At 69.6% G+C, this 17644-nt stretch carries 15 protein-coding genes; 10 read left to right on the top strand and 5 right to left on the bottom strand.

Features of this window, described 5'->3' with window-relative positions; genetic code table 11:
- Positions 1-14 precede the first annotated feature (14 nt).
- Both JWQ81_RS36590 and JWQ81_RS36585 read left to right on the top strand, forming a co-directional pair.
- On the top strand, positions 15-1415 hold the full coding sequence (locus JWQ81_RS36590; RefSeq protein WP_297548913.1) for a PLP-dependent aminotransferase family protein: 1401 nt from the start codon (positions 15-17) through the stop codon (positions 1413-1415).
- Between the two features lie 6 nt (positions 1416-1421).
- Positions 1422-2519, top strand: a complete 1098-nt coding sequence (locus JWQ81_RS36585) for a D-alanine--D-alanine ligase family protein (protein ID WP_297548911.1) — start codon at positions 1422-1424, stop codon at positions 2517-2519.
- 69 nt (positions 2520-2588) lie between these two features.
- Here the strand turns inward: JWQ81_RS36585 and JWQ81_RS36580 are convergent, their stop codons facing one another.
- Both JWQ81_RS36580 and JWQ81_RS36575 read right to left on the bottom strand, forming a co-directional pair.
- On the bottom strand, positions 2589-3134 hold the full coding sequence (locus tag JWQ81_RS36580) for a DUF3515 domain-containing protein (protein WP_297548909.1): 546 nt from the start codon (positions 3132-3134) through the stop codon (positions 2589-2591).
- A gap of 19 nt (positions 3135-3153) precedes the next feature.
- Positions 3154-3387: an Lrp/AsnC ligand binding domain-containing protein gene (locus tag JWQ81_RS36575; RefSeq protein WP_297548971.1), complete on the bottom strand. Its 234-nt coding sequence runs from the start codon at positions 3385-3387 to the stop codon at positions 3154-3156.
- Positions 3388-3510: 123 nt separating this feature from the next.
- Here JWQ81_RS36575 and JWQ81_RS36570 point away from each other — a divergent pair, with 123 nt between their 5' ends.
- Entirely contained in the window at positions 3511-4467 is a 957-nt protein-coding gene (locus tag JWQ81_RS36570; RefSeq protein WP_297548907.1) for a thiamine-phosphate kinase, read from the top strand.
- A gap of 9 nt (positions 4468-4476) precedes the next feature.
- Complete coding sequence (locus tag JWQ81_RS36565) at positions 4477-4956, top strand: GNAT family N-acetyltransferase (protein ID WP_297548905.1); 480 nt, start codon at positions 4477-4479, stop codon at positions 4954-4956.
- Between the two features lie 32 nt (positions 4957-4988).
- Here the strand turns inward: JWQ81_RS36565 and JWQ81_RS36560 are convergent, their stop codons facing one another.
- Entirely contained in the window at positions 4989-6146 is a 1158-nt protein-coding gene (locus JWQ81_RS36560) for a glycoside hydrolase family 27 protein (protein ID WP_297548903.1), read from the bottom strand.
- Positions 6147-6235: 89 nt separating this feature from the next.
- Here JWQ81_RS36560 and JWQ81_RS36555 point away from each other — a divergent pair, with 89 nt between their 5' ends.
- Together JWQ81_RS36555 and JWQ81_RS36550 are read left to right on the top strand one after the other, a co-directional pair.
- Positions 6236-6760, top strand: coding sequence for a gamma carbonic anhydrase family protein (locus JWQ81_RS36555; RefSeq protein WP_297548901.1), 525 nt, complete (start codon positions 6236-6238; stop codon positions 6758-6760).
- A gap of 17 nt (positions 6761-6777) precedes the next feature.
- On the top strand, positions 6778-7455 hold the full coding sequence (locus tag JWQ81_RS36550; protein WP_297548899.1) for a uracil-DNA glycosylase: 678 nt from the start codon (positions 6778-6780) through the stop codon (positions 7453-7455).
- Positions 7456-7917: 462 nt separating this feature from the next.
- Here JWQ81_RS36550 and rpmB read toward each other — a convergent pair whose 3' ends face one another.
- Complete coding sequence (gene rpmB, locus JWQ81_RS36545; RefSeq protein ID WP_297548897.1) at positions 7918-8109, bottom strand: 50S ribosomal protein L28; 192 nt, start codon at positions 8107-8109, stop codon at positions 7918-7920.
- Between the two features lie 133 nt (positions 8110-8242).
- Between rpmB and JWQ81_RS36540 the strand changes: the two genes are divergently transcribed.
- From JWQ81_RS36540 to JWQ81_RS36525, 4 genes are all read left to right on the top strand, one after another.
- Positions 8243-9853: a DAK2 domain-containing protein gene (locus tag JWQ81_RS36540; RefSeq protein ID WP_297548895.1), complete on the top strand. Its 1611-nt coding sequence runs from the start codon at positions 8243-8245 to the stop codon at positions 9851-9853.
- A 4-nt stretch (positions 9854-9857) separates the two neighbouring features.
- A complete protein-coding gene (gene recG, locus JWQ81_RS36535) occupies positions 9858-12014 on the top strand; it encodes an ATP-dependent DNA helicase RecG (RefSeq protein WP_297548893.1) in 2157 nt (718 codons plus the stop codon).
- A 120-nt stretch (positions 12015-12134) separates the two neighbouring features.
- The gene (locus JWQ81_RS36530; RefSeq protein WP_297548891.1) at positions 12135-12317 is read left to right on the top strand and encodes an SMR family transporter; all 183 of its coding nucleotides are present in this window, start codon (positions 12135-12137) and stop codon (positions 12315-12317) included.
- Between the two features lie 62 nt (positions 12318-12379).
- The gene (locus tag JWQ81_RS36525) at positions 12380-13384 is read left to right on the top strand and encodes a S8 family peptidase (RefSeq protein WP_297548889.1); all 1005 of its coding nucleotides are present in this window, start codon (positions 12380-12382) and stop codon (positions 13382-13384) included.
- Between the two features lie 51 nt (positions 13385-13435).
- On the opposite strand, the gene JWQ81_RS36520 is transcribed toward JWQ81_RS36525, so the two are convergent.
- Positions 13436-17581: a S8 family serine peptidase gene (locus tag JWQ81_RS36520; protein ID WP_297548887.1), complete on the bottom strand. Its 4146-nt coding sequence runs from the start codon at positions 17579-17581 to the stop codon at positions 13436-13438.
- Between the last annotated feature and the right edge of the window lie 63 nt (positions 17582-17644).

Here is a 17644-nt window from a genome sequence, read left to right as displayed (position 1 = left end):
CCGAGGAGCTCGCCGTGTCCCATCCCGATACCGCGTTGCCGATCAGCCTTCGGCGCGGGTCCGAGATCCCGCTTGCCGTCCAGCTCGCCGACGCCCTGCGTGACGCGGCCGCGACCGGACACCTCCGCGGCGGCGATCGACTGCCGTCGACGAGGGCGCTCGCCGGTCGGCTCGGCGTCAGTCGCACGGTGACGTCGGCCGCGTACGAGCAGCTGCACGCTGAGGGCTGGATCGCCGGTCGCCACGGCTCCGGCACGTACGTGACGACGTCGCCGCCCGCGGACCGGCCGACCGACGACACGATCCCCGGCGAGGTCCGTGAGCAGGAGATCCTCTTGGAGCTCACCCCCGGCGTCCCGTGGGCAGAAGGGCTCGACAAGTCCGCTTGGCGGCGGGCGTGGCGGGCGGCGGCCGACTCCGCGCCGACGACGCGCGAGAACCGGGCGGGCCTGCCGGACTACCGCGCGGCGATCGCGGAGCACCTCCTCCGGCATCGTGGTCTTGCCGTGGGCACGGACTCGGTGCTGGCGACCGGCGGGACCACGGCCGCGGTGGTCGAACTGGCGGTCGCGGTGCTGGCCCCCGGCGAAGTCGTCGCCGTCGAGGAGCCCGGGTACCAGCGGGCCGTCCAGTCGTTCAGGCGCGCTGGGCTGCAGGTCGTCGGCGTGCCCGTCGACGGCGAGGGTTTGCGGCCGGACCTCGTCCCGGCCGGCGTCCGCGCGGTCTACTGCTCGCCCGCGCACCAGTACCCGATGGGCAGCCGCATGAGCGCGTCCCGACGCGTCGACCTCGTCGGCCGGGCCCGCGCCGAGGGCATGCTCCTGATCGAGGACGACTACGACGGCGAGCTGCGGTTCGACGTCGCGCCGCTGCCACTGCTGGCCGCGCTCGCGCCGGACGTCGTCGTCCACCTCGGCACCACCAGCAAGATCCTCACTCCGGCGCTCGGCGTCGGCTGGATGGTCGCGCCGCCGAGCGTCACCGCGGCCGTGCTGGAGTACCGCGATCGGTCGGGCACCCGGCCTTCGCCCGCCGGCCAGCGCGTTACGATCGAGTTGGCTCGCGCGGGTGACCTCGGCCGCCACCTGCGGAAACTGCGGCGTGAGCTGTTCCAGCGCCGGTCGATGCTGTCGACGGCGTTGACCGCGGCTGGGGTACCGCTGCTCGGTGACGACGCCGGCGCGCATCTTGTGGTCCCGTTCGACTCCGCCGAGACCGAGCTCGCCCGGCTGGCCGCCGCCGAAAAGCGCGGCATCCGGCTCGACGGCCTCGCCCGGCATTTCGCCGGGACGCCGACGGCGTATGGCGCGGCGATCGGGTACGCGGGCTGCTCCCGCGAAGCGCTGGACGGCGCGCTGGACATACTTGTCGACTTACTGCGCCGGGAGCCGGAACACAAGAGCCCGGTAGGGTGACCGGCTATGAGCTCTCCCAAGACGCGGGTTGCCGTGGTGTTCGGTGGTCGTAGTTCCGAGCATACGATTTCGTGTGTTTCCGCAGGTAGCGTCATGGCAAACCTGGATGCGGACCGCTTCGAGGTGGTCCCGGTCGGGATCACCCGGGAGGGTGGCTGGGTCCTCGGTACCGGTGACCCGGCGACGCTCGCCATCGATGGTCGCGAGCTGCCGTCCGTCGAAGGCGGGCAGGCGCTGGTGCTGGCAGCCGACCCGACGTCGAGCGGACTGGTGACGCTGAACCAGGGCGAAGAGGTCGAGGTGCTTTCTGCCGTCGACGTCGTGTTCCCGGTGCTGCACGGCGCGTTCGGGGAGGACGGGACGATCCAGGGACTGCTCGAACTCGCCGGCATCCCGTACGTCGGCCCCGGCGTTTTCGCCAGCGCGGCCGCGATGGACAAGGAATTCGCGAAGAAGCTGCTCGCCGCCGACGGGCTCGAGGTCGGGAAGTACGTCAGCCTCCCGCGCGGTCAGTCCACTGTGGACGAGGCCGACCGCGTGCGGCTGGGCCTGCCGGTGTTCGTCAAGCCGTGCCGCGCCGGGTCGTCGATCGGGATCAGCAAGGTCACCTCGTGGGACCAGTTGGACGCCGCGATCGCGTTGGCGCGTGAGACCGACCCGAAGGTGCTCGTCGAGGCTGCCGCCGTCGGCCGCGAGGTCGAGTGCGGGGTCCTGGAGTTCCCCGACGGACACCTCGAAGCATCGCTGCCGGCCGAAATCCGCGTGCTCAGCGACAAGGCCGATGCCTGGTACGACTTCGAGACCAAGTACCTCGGTGAAGACGCCGATCTCGACATCCCGGCGAAGCTGGACGACGAAGTCACCGAGCGGCTGCGCGCCACCGCGATGGCCGCGTTCCGGGCGCTGGACTGCCAGGGCCTCGCGCGCGTGGACTTCTTCGTGCGCGCCGACGGCGAGCTGATCATCAACGAGGTCAACACGATGCCCGGCTTCACCACGAAGTCCGCGTACCCGAAAATGTGGGAAGTGACCGGCGTCGACTACCCGACCCTGCTTACCACCCTCATCGACACCGCCATCGCCCGAGGCATCGGCCTCCGCTGACCATCGCAACTCGCCGTCGAGTTGCGGTGTCTTAGTTTCCAAGAGACCGCAACTCGACGGCGAGTTGCGTTAGAAGTGCAGGGGGCGGGCGGGGAGCTTCGCCGCGACGACGTCGGAGATCTCCTGTAGCGGGCCCGTTCCGGCGTTGTCGGGCACGGTCAGCGCCGTGTAGACGTCGCGGTCGACGATGTACCAGGTCGCCGCGCCCTCGCCGGTCACCTGCAGCCACTGGACGCCGTTGACCAGCCGGAGCTGCGCACTCGGGGTGAGCTCCGGCGGCTTGTCCAGGCCGCAGCGCAGGACGATCGGGTCGCCCTCGCCCCAGGCCACGGTCGACGGCGGCGCGGGTGTCGCTAGATCACGGACCGTCAGCTGCGCGCCGTTCGACGTCAACGACGACGGCACCGCGTCGATCAGGGTGCGGCAGGGCGCCTCGCCGGAATGCGGCGCGGGCACCGGGACCAGCGCCAACTGGCCGTCCGGCGCGGTGTTGCCGATCGAACTCGCTTTGATGCCGAAAATGGCGACACCCACTGCCAGCCCCACGACCAGCACCGCGGCGACGATGATCAGGAGCCGCGGAGGTGCGCCGGTTTCGGTATCCGTTTCAGCCACGGACTAACTACAGCATGGGTCAAAGATGGACGACCGGGCAGGTCAGCGTCCGCGTGATGCCGTCCACGTTCTGCACCCTCGCCACGACGAGCTGCCCCAGTTGGTCGACGCTGTCGGCGGAGGCGTGGACGATGACGTCGTACGGCCCGGTGACATCCTCTGAACTCGTGACACCCTGGATGCCGGAGATCTCCTCGGCGACCGCGGCCGCCTTTCCGACCTCGGTCTGGATGAGGATGTATGCGTGGACCACGGCGCGCCCCTTCGTCTGGATCGGCAAGCTCAAGGTAGGAACATAGCGGAGCTTGGGAAAACCCTAGGGCATCCGACTATCGGTGACCAACATTCACGCAGTCAGACGGAACGGAGGTGACAGGTGTCACCACAGGAGACGACCGTCCGCGACGCGGGCGAGTTCGGACTGATTCACGCCGTGACCCAGGGCCGCAAGCAGCCGCCGGCCACCCTGCTCGGCCCCGGTGACGACGCGGCCGTGGTCGCGGCACCGGACGGACGCGTGGTGGCGAGCACGGACGTGCTGGTCGAAGGCGTGCACTTCCGCCTCGACTGGTCGAGCGCCGAGCAGGTCGGGCGCAAGGCGATCGCGGTCAACCTGGCCGACATCGCCGCGATGGGGGCCACCCCGACCTCGGTGCTGATCGGGCTGGCCTGCCCGTCGGACACCCCGGTCAAGGTGATCACCGAGCTCACCGACGGCATGTGGCTGGAGGCGGACCGCGCCGGCGTCGGCATCGTCGGCGGGGACATGGTCCGGGCGGACAAGCTCGTCATCAGCGTCACCGCATTGGGTGACCTCGGCGGCCGGGCACCCGTGACGCGCTCGGGCGCGCGGCCCGGTGACGTCGTCGCCGTGTGCGGCAGGCTCGGCTGGGCCGCGGCCGGTCTCGCCGTGCTGGGTCGCGGCTTCCGGTCGCCGGTCGGCGTCGTCAACGCGCAGCGCCACCCCGAACCGCCGTACGAAGCGGGACGGGAAGCCGCCGATGCCGGTGCGACGTCGATGATCGACATCTCGGACGGCCTGCTTGCCGACCTCGGCCACATCGCCGAGGCGTCCGAGGTCGGCATCGACCTCGAAACCCAGCGGCTCGTCGTACCGACCAGGCTCGCCGAGGTCGGGTCCGCGCTCGGGGCCGACCCGCTGCGCTGGATGCTCACCGGTGGCGAGGATCACGCACTGGCCGCGACCTTCCCGCCATTCGTCGACCTGCCAGGGGAATGGACCCGGATCGGCGCGGTGACCATGCCGGAGTCCGGGGTGACCGTCGACGGCAAGACCTACGAACACGAGACAGGCTGGGAACACTGGCGATAGTTTGTCAAAATGGATATCCGTGTCGCCACCTACGACGATCCCGACGCGCTGAAGCTGATCGCCGAGGTTCAGCAGGAGTACATCGTCCGCTACGGCGACATCGACGAGACGCCGGTCGACGTCGCCGAGTTCACTCTGCCGCAGGGCCTGTTCCTGATCGGCTACCTGGACAACGTGCCAGTCGCTTGTGGAGCGTGGCGGGCGCACGACGGCCCCTCGCCGTACTTCCGGCCGGGCGACGCCGAGCTGAAGCGGATGTACGTCTCGGCGTCGGTGCGAGGCCGCGGTTTCGCCCGCGCGGTGCTTGCCGAACTCGAACGCACCGCCGCCGAACGCGGCCGTACCCGGAGCATTCTCGAAACCGGCACCGCGCAGCCCGAAGCCATCGCGTTGTACGAGTCGTCCGGCTACACGCCGATCCGGAAGTTCGGCCACTACAAGGAAGACTCGCGAAGCATCTGCTTCGGCAAGGCGCTCACGGACTCGTGAGCGTTCCGGCCGGGTAGAACCGGCCTAAGTGCTCACGAGGGGCTGAGCTGGAGCATCGTCGCCGAGTGTGGCGCGACGGTGGCCGAGACAGTGTCGGTCGCGGTGCCGGTATCGGTGTGCAGCCACAGGTCGCGCACGGTCCACTGGCCCGGGATCGCCGCGGAAACCCGCGCTGCCGAGTTGCCGGTGTTCAGCAGCACGACGACGTAACGGCTGCCCGACAACGGTTTCCCCCACACCTGTGTGCTCGCCGAGACCGCGAGCCGTTGTCCCTGTGTCCCGGCGAAGTCCTGATCGATGGCGATCACCTCGCGGTTGGTGAGCGTCGCCCGGTCGGTGGCGCCGAACTGGGCGGGATCCGTCCCGGCGAACAGCGGCGCGTTGAAGATCGCCCACATGCTGAAGTGCGCGCGGTTCTCGCTGTCGGTGAGCGTGCCGTTGCCGACCTGCAGCATGTCGGGGTCGTTCCAGCCGCCGGGTGTGCCGGTGGACTGCGCGACCGACGCCTGCTCGTCGATCACCGAGGTCACCGACGCCCAGGTCGGGCTCAGGTCCGCTGTCGTCCGCCAGCTGTTGGCGACCGCGTGTCCCCAAGTCCACGGCTCGCCGACGCCGTACTCCGAGATCGAGTAGACGATCGGCCGCGGCAGCCTCGCCAGTGCGTCGTGCATCTTCGTGTACGCCGCGACGCGGTCTAGCCCGTCGTTGGTGTCGGCGTTGCACCAGTCGTACTTGAGGTAGTCGACGCCCCAGCTCGCGAACGTCTCGGCGTCCTGGCGTTCGTGCCCGAGCGAGCCGATTCCGTGTGCTGGGTAGGCGTTGTTCGCCATCGCGCACGTCGCGCTGCCGGGCACGGCGTAGATGCCGAACTCGAGGCCACGTGAGTGGACATAGTCGGCTAGTGCGGCGATTCCGCTGGGGAAGCGCGTCGGGTCGGCCCGGAGCGAGCCGTCGGCGGCACGGGCCGGGGCCTGCCAGCAGTCGTCGATGACGACGTACCGGTAGCCGGCGTCCCGCATCCAGGTGCTCGCCAACGCGTCGGCGGCGGCGCGGACGACCTGCTCGTTCAGGCCGAAACAGCCGACCTGGTTCCAGCTGTTCCAGCCCATCGGCGGGGTCTTCGCCAGCGCGTTGGCTTCCTCGACGGCGGGCGCGGGCCAGGACAGCAGCACGGCGAGCGCGATCAGCACGACCGTGGCGGCGGTGAGGCGTTGCGTGGGGAAGGTGATGCCCGTGATCCAATCGCAGGAGACGTGAACTCGCGGTATCAGGAGGCGGCATGCCGATCTACGCGCTCGGGGAACTCGAACCGAGCATCCACCCCGACGCCTACGTCCACCCGGACGCGACCGTGATCGGCGACGTTCGCATCGCGGCGCACGCGTCGGTGTGGCCGCAGACCGTGCTGCGGGGTGACCACGGTTACATCGAGATCGGCGAATCCTCGAACGTGCAGGACGGCTGCGTGCTCCATTGCACGCATCGCAATCCGACCATCCTCGGCGCTTCGTCGGCGATCGGCCACTCGGTGCACGTCGAAGGAGCCGTGATCGGGACAGGCTGCCTCATCGCGTCGGGCTCGGTGGTGCTGAACGGGAGTGTGATCGAGGACGGCGGCATGGTCGGCGCCGGCGCGGTGCTGTCGTACGGCTTCCACGTGCCCTCGGGGCACATCGCGCTGGGGGTGCCCGCGAAGACCCGGCCCAACACCTCGTTCGGGCCGGACCTGATCAAGGTCGTCGTCGACGGCTACGTCGAGCGGGCAAAGGTGTTCCGTACCGACCTGAGGCGCCTGGACGGGTAGCGATAGAGTCGCCCGCCGTGACAGCACGTCCTTTGAGCGACATCGTGGAAGCCGGCTGGGCGAAGGCCCTCGAACCCGTGGCCGCCCAGGTCAGCGCGATGGGGGAGTTCCTCCGGGCGGAGATCGCCGCGGGCCGCACCTACCTGCCGGCCGGGGAACACGTGCTGCGGGCGTTCAAGCAGCCGTTTCACGACGTGCGGGTGCTGATTGTCGGCCAGGACCCGTACCCGACCCCCGGCCACGCCGTCGGGCTGAGCTTTTCGGTGGCGCCGGACGTCCGGCCGATCCCGAAGAGCCTGGTCAACATCTACAAGGAGTACACCGACGATCTCGGCCATCCGCTGCCGTCGAACGGGGACCTGACGCCGTGGGCCGAGCAGGGGATCCTGCTGCTGAACAGGGCACTGACGGTCCAGCCCGGCAAGTCGAACTCGCACCAGGGCAAGGGCTGGGAAGACGTCACCGAGCAGGCGATCAAAGCCCTCGTCGCGCGGGACGAGCCGATGGTGGCGATCCTGTGGGGCCGCAACGCCCGCAACCTCAAGCCGATGCTGGGCGACGTCCCGTGCATCGAGTCGGCTCACCCGAGCCCGCTTTCGGCGCACGCCGGATTCTGGGGCTCGAAGCCCTTCAGCCGCGCGAACGAACTCCTCGCGTCCCAAGGCGCTTCCCCCGTCGACTGGAAGCTCCCCTAGCACCCGGCAGAGCTGGGCACTTTTGTGGCTCTTGTGTCGTATGTGGGTCCGCGACGCCTCAGTGGTGTCGGTGTGGCTGGTGAGGTTCCTGAGGTCAGTGGGTGTGGTCGGCTGGTGGTGACTGTGGGACTCGTCGGTTTGAACGTGGGACTCGCCGGGCCGGAGTGTGGGACTCGCCGACGTGCTGTGCGAGTCCCACGTTCAGTGTGGGCGAGTCCCACAGTCAGACCGGCGAGTCCCACACCGTGCCCTGGTTGAGAGCTCAAGCAGGGCACAAAAGTACAAAAGTGCCGTTCTTGGTGACGTGGGTTACAGGGGTGACGCGTGTGGGTGACGCGACGACGTGCGGGGGTCCGGGGGCTTGCCCCCCGGCGGGGGTGTCGGGGCTCGGCCCTCACCGGACACGCGGCGCAAAAAAAATGGCGAGTGCCCGTGGGCACTCGCCATTAGTGACGGCTGAACTCAGCCGCGCACGACCTTGCCGGCCTTGATGCAGGAGGTGCACACGTTCATGCGCTTACGCTGCGACAGACCGATCTTGGCGTGCACGGTCTGGATGTTCGGGTTCCACCGACGGTTGGTACGACGGTGGGAGTGCGAGACCGACTTGCCGAAGCCGGGTCCCTTGGCACAGACGTCGCACACGGCAGCCACGTCGAACTCCTTTAAGATCAGTGAAAGAGATGTTCAGCCCAGATCACCGGGCAACTTGAACATAGTAACCAGCGCGTTTCAGGCGGCCCGAACCGGGTCGATACCCTGCCCTTGACCAGCTTGGAGGTTACGGGTGCGGGTGATGGACACGGTGGCGGTATCCGCCTGGGCTGACGCCTTTGTGCACAGCCTGGACGTGCTGCGTCCGGCCATCAATGGCATCAACGTCTATCCGGTCGCGGACTCCGACACCGGGTCGAACCTGCTGCACACGATGGCCGGCGCGCGGGACGAACTGGCCGGCGCCGAACCGGCGACGGCCGCCGAGGCGCTCGGCGTGCTGGCGAAGGGTGCGGTGGCGGCCGCCCGCGGCAACTCCGGGGTCATCATGTCCCAGGTCCTGCGTGGTTTCGCCGAGTCGGCGGCCACCGGCGGGCCACTCGACGGCGCCGGTCTCGCGGCCGCGCTCGTGCACGCCGACGGCGTCGCCACAGGCGCGGTGACCAGGCCCGTCGCGGGAACCGTGCTCACCGTCCTCCACGCCGTCGCAGCGGCGGTCAAGGGAGAGACCGGCGCACTCGAAGACGTCGCTGTGCGGGCCGCAGCGGTCGCGTCGACCGCCCTCGAGCGCACCCCTGAGCAGCTGCCCGTCCTGGCCAAGGCCGGGGTGGTCGACGCCGGGGCCCGCGGCTTGGTCGCCGTGCTCGACGCGCTCGTCTGCGTGATCATCGGCACCACCACCGAGCCGCCGTCGCGCCCGCTCGACGCGCATACCCACGTCCACGCCGCTCCCGCACCACACGCCTGGGAGGTCATGTACCTGCTGGACGTTGACGACGCTGTCGCCGGTGTCGAGCAGGCAGCCTTGCTCGCGTTGCGGAAGGCGCTGTCCGGGCTCGGCGACAGCGTGACGGTGGCCGGTGACGGGGCCGGCAGCCACGCCGTTCACGTGCACTGCGCGGATATCGGCGCCGCTATCGAGGCGGGGATCGACGCGGGCAGGCTCCGCAAGATCCGGGTGGAACCGCTGATCACTCCCACGCCCGTCGAGGTCGGTGGCGGGGTGGACCGGTCGGTCATCGCGGTGGTGCACGGTGGCGCGCTCGCCGAACTGCTCCGCGCCGAAGGTGTCGGCGTGCTCGCTGTCCCGGCCGGTGAGGTCCCGAGCGTGGAGGACATGCTCGGCATCATCACCGAGTCCGACGGCCGCCATGTGACGCTGCTCCCGGCTGGGATCGAGCTCACCGCGGTGGCCGACGCGGCGGCCGGGCACGCCATGGCCGGCGATCACGACGTCGTGGTCATCCCGTGCGTGTCGCCGGTGCAGGTACTCGCCGCGCTGGCCGTCCACGATCCGCAGCGGCGCACCAACGACGACGTCGTCGCGATGGCCGAAGCGGCTGCCGCGACCAGGCGCGGGGAGCTGCTCATTTCGCGCGAGGAGTCGCTGACCTGGGTCGGCCGGGCGCAGGCCGGTGACGTCATCGGCCTGGTCGACGGCGAGGTCGTGGTCATCGAGCCCGCGCCGGCGTCGGAAACCAATCTGGTCGCCGCCGCGATGAACGTGCTGAACCGGATGCTCGCCGTCGGTGGTGAGCTGGTCACGGTGCTCACCGGGGTGGACGCGCCGGTCAACGTGCACCTGGAGTTGGGAGAGCAGTTGAGACTGGAGCATCCTGAAGTGGAGCTGGCGAGCTATCCGGGTGGCCAGCCGGACGCGGTGCTGCTGATCGGGGTGGAGTGACCAAGTGAGTGCGTTGCGCGACGAGCTGACACCGCTGCTGGGTGCCAAGACCGCGAAGGCGCTGGCCGGGTCGCTCGACATCCACACCGTCAGCGACCTGCTGCGGCACTATCCGCGCCGCTATGCCGAGCGCGGTGAGCTGACCGACATCGCCGGCCTCGAGATCGGCGAGCACGTCACGGTGATGGCCAGGATCGAGAAGGTCACCTCGCGCCCGATGAAGGCCAGGTACGGCAACCTGCTGGAAGTGGTGATCACCGACGGCCGCCGTCGGCTCTCGTGCGCCTTCTTCAACCAGGCGGCCAAGCACTCCAAGGGCCTGGTGATCGGCAAAAGCGGCCTGTTCGCCGGCAAGGTCACCGTTTTCCGCGACAACCTGCAGCTGGCCAACCCCGAGTACGAGCTGATCGACGACGAGGCCGATCCCAGCGCCATGGAGACGTTCCTGGCCGAGATGATCCCGGTGTATCCGGCCGCGCAGGGCGTGCCGACCTGGTCGATCGTCAAATGCGTACGACAGGTGCTGGATACGCTCGACGTCGTCGAGGACCCGATGCCGCCGGAGCTGCTGAAGCGCTACGGGTTCGCCGGGCTCGAAGACGCGATGCGCAACATCCACCGCCCCGCCGACTGGGCCCAGCTCGAGAACGCGCGCAAGCGGCTCAAGTGGGACGAAGCGATGGCCGTCCAGCTGATTTTCGCGCAGCGTAGGCATTCCGCGATCTCACGGCCGGCCGTCGGCAACCCGCACAAGGACGGCGGCCTGCTCGACGCTTTCGACAAGCGGCTGCCGTTCGAGCTGACAGCGGGTCAGCGGGAGATCGGCGACGTCCTTGCGCGGGACCTGTCCGGCACGCACCCGATGAACCGGTTGCTGCAGGGTGAGGTCGGGAGCGGCAAGACCGTCGTGGCGCTGCGCGCGATGCTGCAGGTCGTCGATTCGGGCCGGCAGGCCGCGATGCTCGCGCCGACCGAAGTCCTCGCTTCGCAGCACGCCCGCTCGCTGCGCGAGATGCTCGGCGACATCGGCCAGGCTGGTGAGCTCGGCGCCGCCGACAACGCCACGAAGGTCACGCTGCTGACGGGGTCGATGGGCGCCAAGGAACGTAAGCAGGCGCTGCTCGACACGGTGAGCGGCGCGGCCGGGATCATCGTCGGCACGCACGCGATCATCCAGGACACGGTTTCGTTTGCCGAGCTGGGTTTTGTCGTCGTCGACGAGCAGCACCGGTTCGGTGTCGAACAGCGCGACGCCCTGCGCTCGCGCGGCGCGGATTCGACCAGCCCGCACGTCCTGGTCATGACCGCGACCCCGATTCCGCGCACGGTCGCGATGACCGTCTACGGCGACTTGGAGGTCTCGTCGCTGCGTGAGATGCCGGTCGGGCGCTCGCCGATCGCGACCACGGTCGTCCCCGTCGCGGAAAAGCCCGCCTGGTTGGACAGGGTGTGGCAGCGGGTCACCGAAGAGGTCGGCAAGGGGCATCAGGCGTACATCGTCTGCCCGCGGATCGGTGACGAACCCGCGTCCGACAAGGGCGACAAACGGCCGCCGCTCGCGGTGCTCGACGTCGCGCAGGAGCTGGAAAACGGCGCGCTCAGCGGCCTGCGTCTCGGCATCCTGCACGGCCGGATGCCGAGCGACGAGAAGGACACCGTGATGCGGGCTTTCACCGCCGGGAAGCTGGACGTGCTGGTGGCGACCACGGTGATCGAGGTCGGGGTCAACGTGCCGAACGCGACGGCGATGGTGATCATGGACGCCGACCGGTTCGGGGTCAGCCAGCTCCACCAGCTGCGTGGCCGGGTCGGCCGGGGGAGTGTGCCAGGGCTCTGCCTGCTGGTCACCGAAACCCTGGACGGCACCACGACCCGCGAGCGACTGGCCGCCGTCGAGTCCACAACGGACGGATTCGAACTGTCGCGGATGGACCTCGAACTACGTCGCGAAGGCGACATTCTGGGCTCGACGCAGTCCGGCAAGAAGTCCGGGCTGAAGCTGCTTTCGCTGCTGCGCGACGAGGAAGTCATCGCCGAGGCCAGGGAGCGCTCGCAGGAGATCGTCACGAAGGACCCCGCGCTGGCCGCGTACCCCGGCCTGGCGCACATGATCGCCGACGTCGTCGATTCCGACCGCGCGGAGTACCTGGAAAAGACCTAGCTCAGGGACGCTCACCTTAACGCTGGCCGCGGCGGGCATCGGCCGGGTGGACGTGGGGGCGCGCAAGTCGCCGTCGAGTTGCGGTGGTGGCGGAACCGGGCGTGGGACTCGGTTCCGTCAGTGTGGGACATCGCTTCGGTGTTCGAGGTCGTGTTCGCTTTGGGTACCAACGGTTCGCAGGGTTTCACGCGGCTCGGCTGGTCCGCGGTGACCATTCTCGCCGCGGCGGGCGGCATCTTCTTTCTCAGCCTGGCGCTGAAAACGCAGGACCGACGTGGCGTCTGCGGTGACAACGTGGGGTGACTAACCCGTTCGAGGGACATCTTCGAGTTGTCCCGGGTGATCATGCGGGGTAGACGCATGGCATGACTATTCGACTGAAACAGGGTTTCCTGGCCATCGGCGTCTCGGCGGTGGTGGCCACCGCGGTCGCGATACCGGCGAACGCCGCGGTCGGGGTTCAGGCGAATCCGCCCAGCTGGGGACTCGACCGGGTCGACCAGCGCAAGGGCGTCGACCAGTCGTACCACTACGAAACGACCGCCGACGACGTCACGGCGTATGTCATCGACAGCGGGGTCGAGGCCAAACAGGCCGATTTCGGCGGCCGGGTCGAGGCGGGCAAGGACTTCGTCGACGGCACGCCCGCGACGGCCGATCCCAACGGCAACGGCACGCACCTCGCGGGCATCATCGGCGGCGCGACGTACGGGCTGGCGAAGGGCGTCCACATCGTGCCGGTGCGGGTGATCGACCAGCAGGGCGGCGGTTCGATCGACAGCATCCTCGCCGCCATCGACTGGGTCACCAAGAACGCGCAGCAACCCGCGGTCGCGCTGCTCGGCATCGGCGGGGTCCCGAACGCCCAGCTCGACACGGCCGTTCAGGGGCTCGCGGCGGTCATGCCGGTCGCGGTGCCGGCCGGCGGGCAGTCTGCCGACGTCAGCGGGTACTCGCCGGCGCGGGTGTCCGAGGCGCTGACGGTCGGTGCGAGCGACACGAGTGACAAGGTCGCTGCCAACTCGAACTTCGGCGCCGGTGTCGATCTCTACGCGCCGGGTGTCGATGTCCCGTCGCTCACTGCCGGCTCGACAGCGTCGAGCACTCGGTCTGGGACATCCGTCGCGGCGGCGTACGTCGTCGGCGCGGCGGCGTTGTACCGCTCGTTGCACCCGGACGCGAGCCCAGCGGACGTCTGCAAGGCCCTCGTGGCCGCGGCGACTCCCGGTGCGCTCACCGGCGTCCCTGCCGGAACGCCGAACCTGTTGCTGTACACCCTGACCCCGCCGCCCCCGGCCCCTCCGACACCGCCTTCCCCAGAGCCGACTCCCACCCCGTCGCCGTCTCCGTCACCCGCCCCTAACTCGTGAGTGTTCCGGCCGCTTCTAACCGGCCGGAACACTCACGAGACCTGACCAGCGCTAGTAGTGGAACTGCTGGATCTGGGTGTTGTCGGCGGAGAGGGTCCAGCCGGTCCGGTTCGCCGGCTCGAGCTGGATGGACCGTTCGGTGAGCGAGTTGTACTCCCCGCCCGAGTAGTACGACGAGAAGTTGAGCCCCGACGCGACGGACAGCTGCTTCCCGGTCGCCGGATCAGTGACGGCGATCTGCCCGGTGGCGTTGTTGTCCGTGATCACCCCGCCTACCCGGCCGAAGATCGACAGCACCGGCGGCGTCCTGAACGCGATCAGCGCCAGGTGGTTCACCGAGTCGATGGCGAGGTGTGCCGCCTGCTGCTGACGGATGGTGCTCACCGGGCCAGAGACGAGCGTGGCGCCGTCCAGCGGGTTCAACGTCGTGGTGCCGACGATGTTCACGCTGAACGACCGGTAAGGCAGTTGGTACACCTTGTTCGCGACGTCGTCGATGCCGAGCGACCCGGAGCACTGGCTCGCGGACGGGGCCGGCAGCAGCGCACCGGAATCGAGGTTCACCCCGACGACGGCCGCGCCGACCCCGCCACCGAAGCAGATCAGGCCCGATGTGTCCTTCGACAGGTAGACCTGCCCGGTGGCCTGGTTGAGGTCGAGCAGCCGGTAGACCCCGGCCGTGGTACCCGGTCCGTCGGCGAGGATCGCCGCTCCGATCGCACCGCTCGACAGCGTCAGCGGCAACACCACGTCGGCGTTGTCCGCGGTGCGCTTGGCCAGGAGCGCCGCCCGATGCCGCACGGTGTCGACGCGCCCGCCCTGCACGGCGTATCCGGACGTCGTCGCCGAGGCCACGAGCTTGGCGGACGTCGTGTCGTAGGTCTCCACCACCAGCCCGGCGGACGTCGCGTGCAGGACGGCCAGCCGCTGCGCGCCCTGGTCGGTGCCCAGCACCTGATAAACGTCGTCAGGCGACGCGTCCGTGGCCAGGATGCGCCCGAACGTGCCGGTCGCGGGCGTGTACTCACGCAGCGACTCGCTCCCGCTCGGGTCGCGGACCGCGGCCGCCCCGGTTCCGCCGGGTTGGATCGCGAAACTGGTGATCCGACCGCCGCCGGGCGCGAGCCCGTCGTCCAGCGTCAGCATCGACGTCGGCGACGCTTGACCCACCGGCTTCCCGTCACGGCCGGTCGGGAAGACCCGGACGTCGTAGGACAGCGAGCTGCCGAGACCGAGCTTGACAGCGTCGAGTGACACCGTGCCGCTGCGTCCAGGAAGCTGTTGGTAGGCAACGGAACCGGTGTTGACGCCGTCGTTGTCGCGGACGGTTCCGTTGGCGTTCGTGACGGTGTTGAGCGCGTTGTACAGCGTCGGCGCCGGGGCCGAGACCTCTACGGCGGCACCGGTCGCGCCAGGGATCCCGCGCACGTCGTAGCGCAACGAGAAGCCCGGAGCGGCCCGGGGGATCTCCAGGTTGTGACCGAACTGACCGCCGCTCGCGGCCAGTGTCGGCGCGTCCGGCCGCTGCGAGGCGGTCCCGCCGTCGACGCGGATCGGCGTGAACTCGCCGTAGGTCGGGCTGCCGAAGGTCGTCGAGGTCACCGAACGCTGGATGATGCCGAGGCCGTAGATCCCGCCACCACCGTCGAACGCGGTCGCCGGGATCGTGACGTCACCGGAGGTGGCGGTCAGCGGGGCCGTGTAGGCCGCCCCGAAAAGCGGCGCGGACACCGGGTTCCAATGCCCGACGGTCGACACCACGAGCTGCGGTGCCGAGAGGTTCTTGACCCCGGTCAGGTCGTAGTGCACCTTGACCGAGCCTCCCGCCTTGACCGTCGCGGGGGCGACCGGGGCGATCGCCTCCGCGTAGGTACCGTCCGTCGGGCCGAAAACCAGCGACTTCTGCTCAGAAGCCAGTGCCAGCGGGCCGAAACGGACTTGGTAGGTGAGCTGGACCGTCCGGTCCGTCGTCGAGATCACCGGCAACCCGGCGGCCTGCAGCATTTCCGTCGGGGTCAGCCGGACCGCGGGCGTGTCCGAGTGGAACTCGTGGCCGCCGATCCGCACGACGTAGTCGGGACGCCCGAAGGCGGGCAGGCCCGTCACATCGGCGCCGATCGTCACCGGCCCGACCAGCCCTTCACCGGTGCCGCCGGAAACCAGGTCGATTCGTCCGGGGTCGGTGTACTCGGTGAACGAAGCGCCGAGACCGGCTTTGGTGACCCGGTGTGCGACGGACAGCCGCTGGATCTTCGTTGGCGACCCGCCGAGCACGGAGCTGACGGCCGCGGTGACGTCGATCTGCTTGCCGACGGTGATCTGCTGGTCCATCTGCGGCGGGCTGGCGACCGCGCGCCCGGTGCGTTCGAGCAGCGACCGGACGTCTTCGGGACTCGGTGTCCGGCCGGTCAGCCGGGACGCCTGCAGGACGACCGCGGCCGCCGCTGCCGTCATCGGCGCGGACGCCGAAGTGCCGCCGTTGAGCACCGGCGTCACGGCTTGCGCCGCGCCGCGCTGGGTGTGCTCGAAGACGAGGATGCCGTCGCTCGGCGCGGAAACGTCGACGCGGCTGCCGAAGCCGGATGAGAAGAGCTCACCGCCGTCGGTCCGGGTCGTGGCGAACGTGCCCTGACGCGAAAGCGCGCCACCGCTCTGCGGGGACGAGGCGATCGTGTCGTCCAGCGTCGTGCCGCCCACCGCGATCGCGCCGCTGTCGAGCACCTTGGTCGGGGTTGTCGAGGTCGCGTCGTCGTTGATGTCGGTCGTCGCGCCGGGGTCACGGGTGGTGTCCGTGGGGGTGCTGCCGCCGTCCGGGCCGACGGCCGCGGGCGTGTAGAGGCGCGTGCCGTCGTTGGACGAGATGGTGACGACGATGTGGTACTGCCGCACGATCGTCGAGATCACGGCCTGCGTCACCGGGTCGTCTTCCAGATAGCGGCCCGGGAACCCAGCCGTGTCGGTGCCGAAACCGAGGCTCGCGGTGATCACGTTGGGCCGCGGGTTCTGCCGGGCGGCGGCCATCAGCGCGACCGCGATCTGGTCGGTGGTCGGCTGCTGCGGCACGACCAGGCGATACTGCGCGCCGGGCGCGATGCCGAGCAGGTCGGTCAGCCCGCTGCCGACCGCGGACGGGCGCTGCTTGTCATGCGGCAGCGGTGCCATGACACCGAAGTCCAGCATGACCTCGCCAAGCGACGGGTCCTGGTTCTCGGCCGAGCCGACGGGGTCGAGCTGACCCGACGGACTCGAGGTGTAGGTCGGGATCAGCGGCATCGACGGGAGGTCGAGGTAACGCTGTCCGTTTTGGACGATCGTGGTCGGGCCGGACTGCTGCACGTAGGCGTCCCCGGCGTCGGCCATGGACTGGTCGGTCAGGTCGCCGATCGAGACGTTGGTGATGATCTCGCCGGTACCGGGCAGCTGGCCGAACTTGTTCTGCAGCAGGCTGTACGCGCCGACAGCGTCGGTCCCGCCGGCGTTGAGGAAGCTCTGCGCCGACGACGTCAGTCCGTAGTTGTCCGGCAGCCCGGCGGGCGGGTTGGTGTGTGACTGGGCCTTCGCGGCTTTTTGGGCGGCTTGCGGGAAGGGCACCGGGCCGGTCGACATCGCGGAGATGGTCCGGTCCGGCTGGGCGGAAGCGATCCCGGGCGTGGCGGCGAGGGTCTTCGCCGCGGCTGCCGGGTCACCGCCCTTGAGGTGCACGACGAACGTCTTGGCCAGCGACGGCTCGTCCGACAGCGGCTGCACGGAAACCGCGCCGACCTTGGCGAAGGCCGAGTTCAGGCCCGCGTCGGAGGTCACCGCGGCCCGACGTCCACCCGCCACCGGCGCGCCGGTGATCGCGGTGTTGCCGGCGAGGACGGCCAAGACGTCGGAGGGGGCGGCGCGGTTGGTGAACGCCGCGCGGACGGCATCGTCGGTGGGCGCCCAGGATTCGCCGAGCGCGGATTCGCCCAGCGGCAGGGCCAGCGTGGTCTTCGCCAGTACCTTGCCTTTGGCGTCGGTGCGGGTGGCGGTGCCGTCGGCGTCGACGGCGATCGAGCCGCCGTCAGGCATCGACACCTGTCTCGCGGCGGCAGGCTGGGCCTGGGCGGACGGACTCGGTGCGGCAGATGCCGGGCCGGCGAGGACGGTGCCGGCCATCATGGCGGCGGTGACGAGCGGAACGAGCAGCGGGAGCTTATGAGCGCGGAGCACGGCGCCCCTTTCTCACTGTCGGGGGACGAGGAACTGCGGGGATCACCCGAGGGATACGAACGA

Source organism: Amycolatopsis sp. (genome assembly GCF_025464955.1).
Classification (GTDB): domain Bacteria; phylum Actinomycetota; class Actinomycetes; order Mycobacteriales; family Pseudonocardiaceae; genus Amycolatopsis.
Note: the sequence above shows the minus strand (reverse complement) of the source record. Positions and strands in the feature narration are given on the sequence as shown.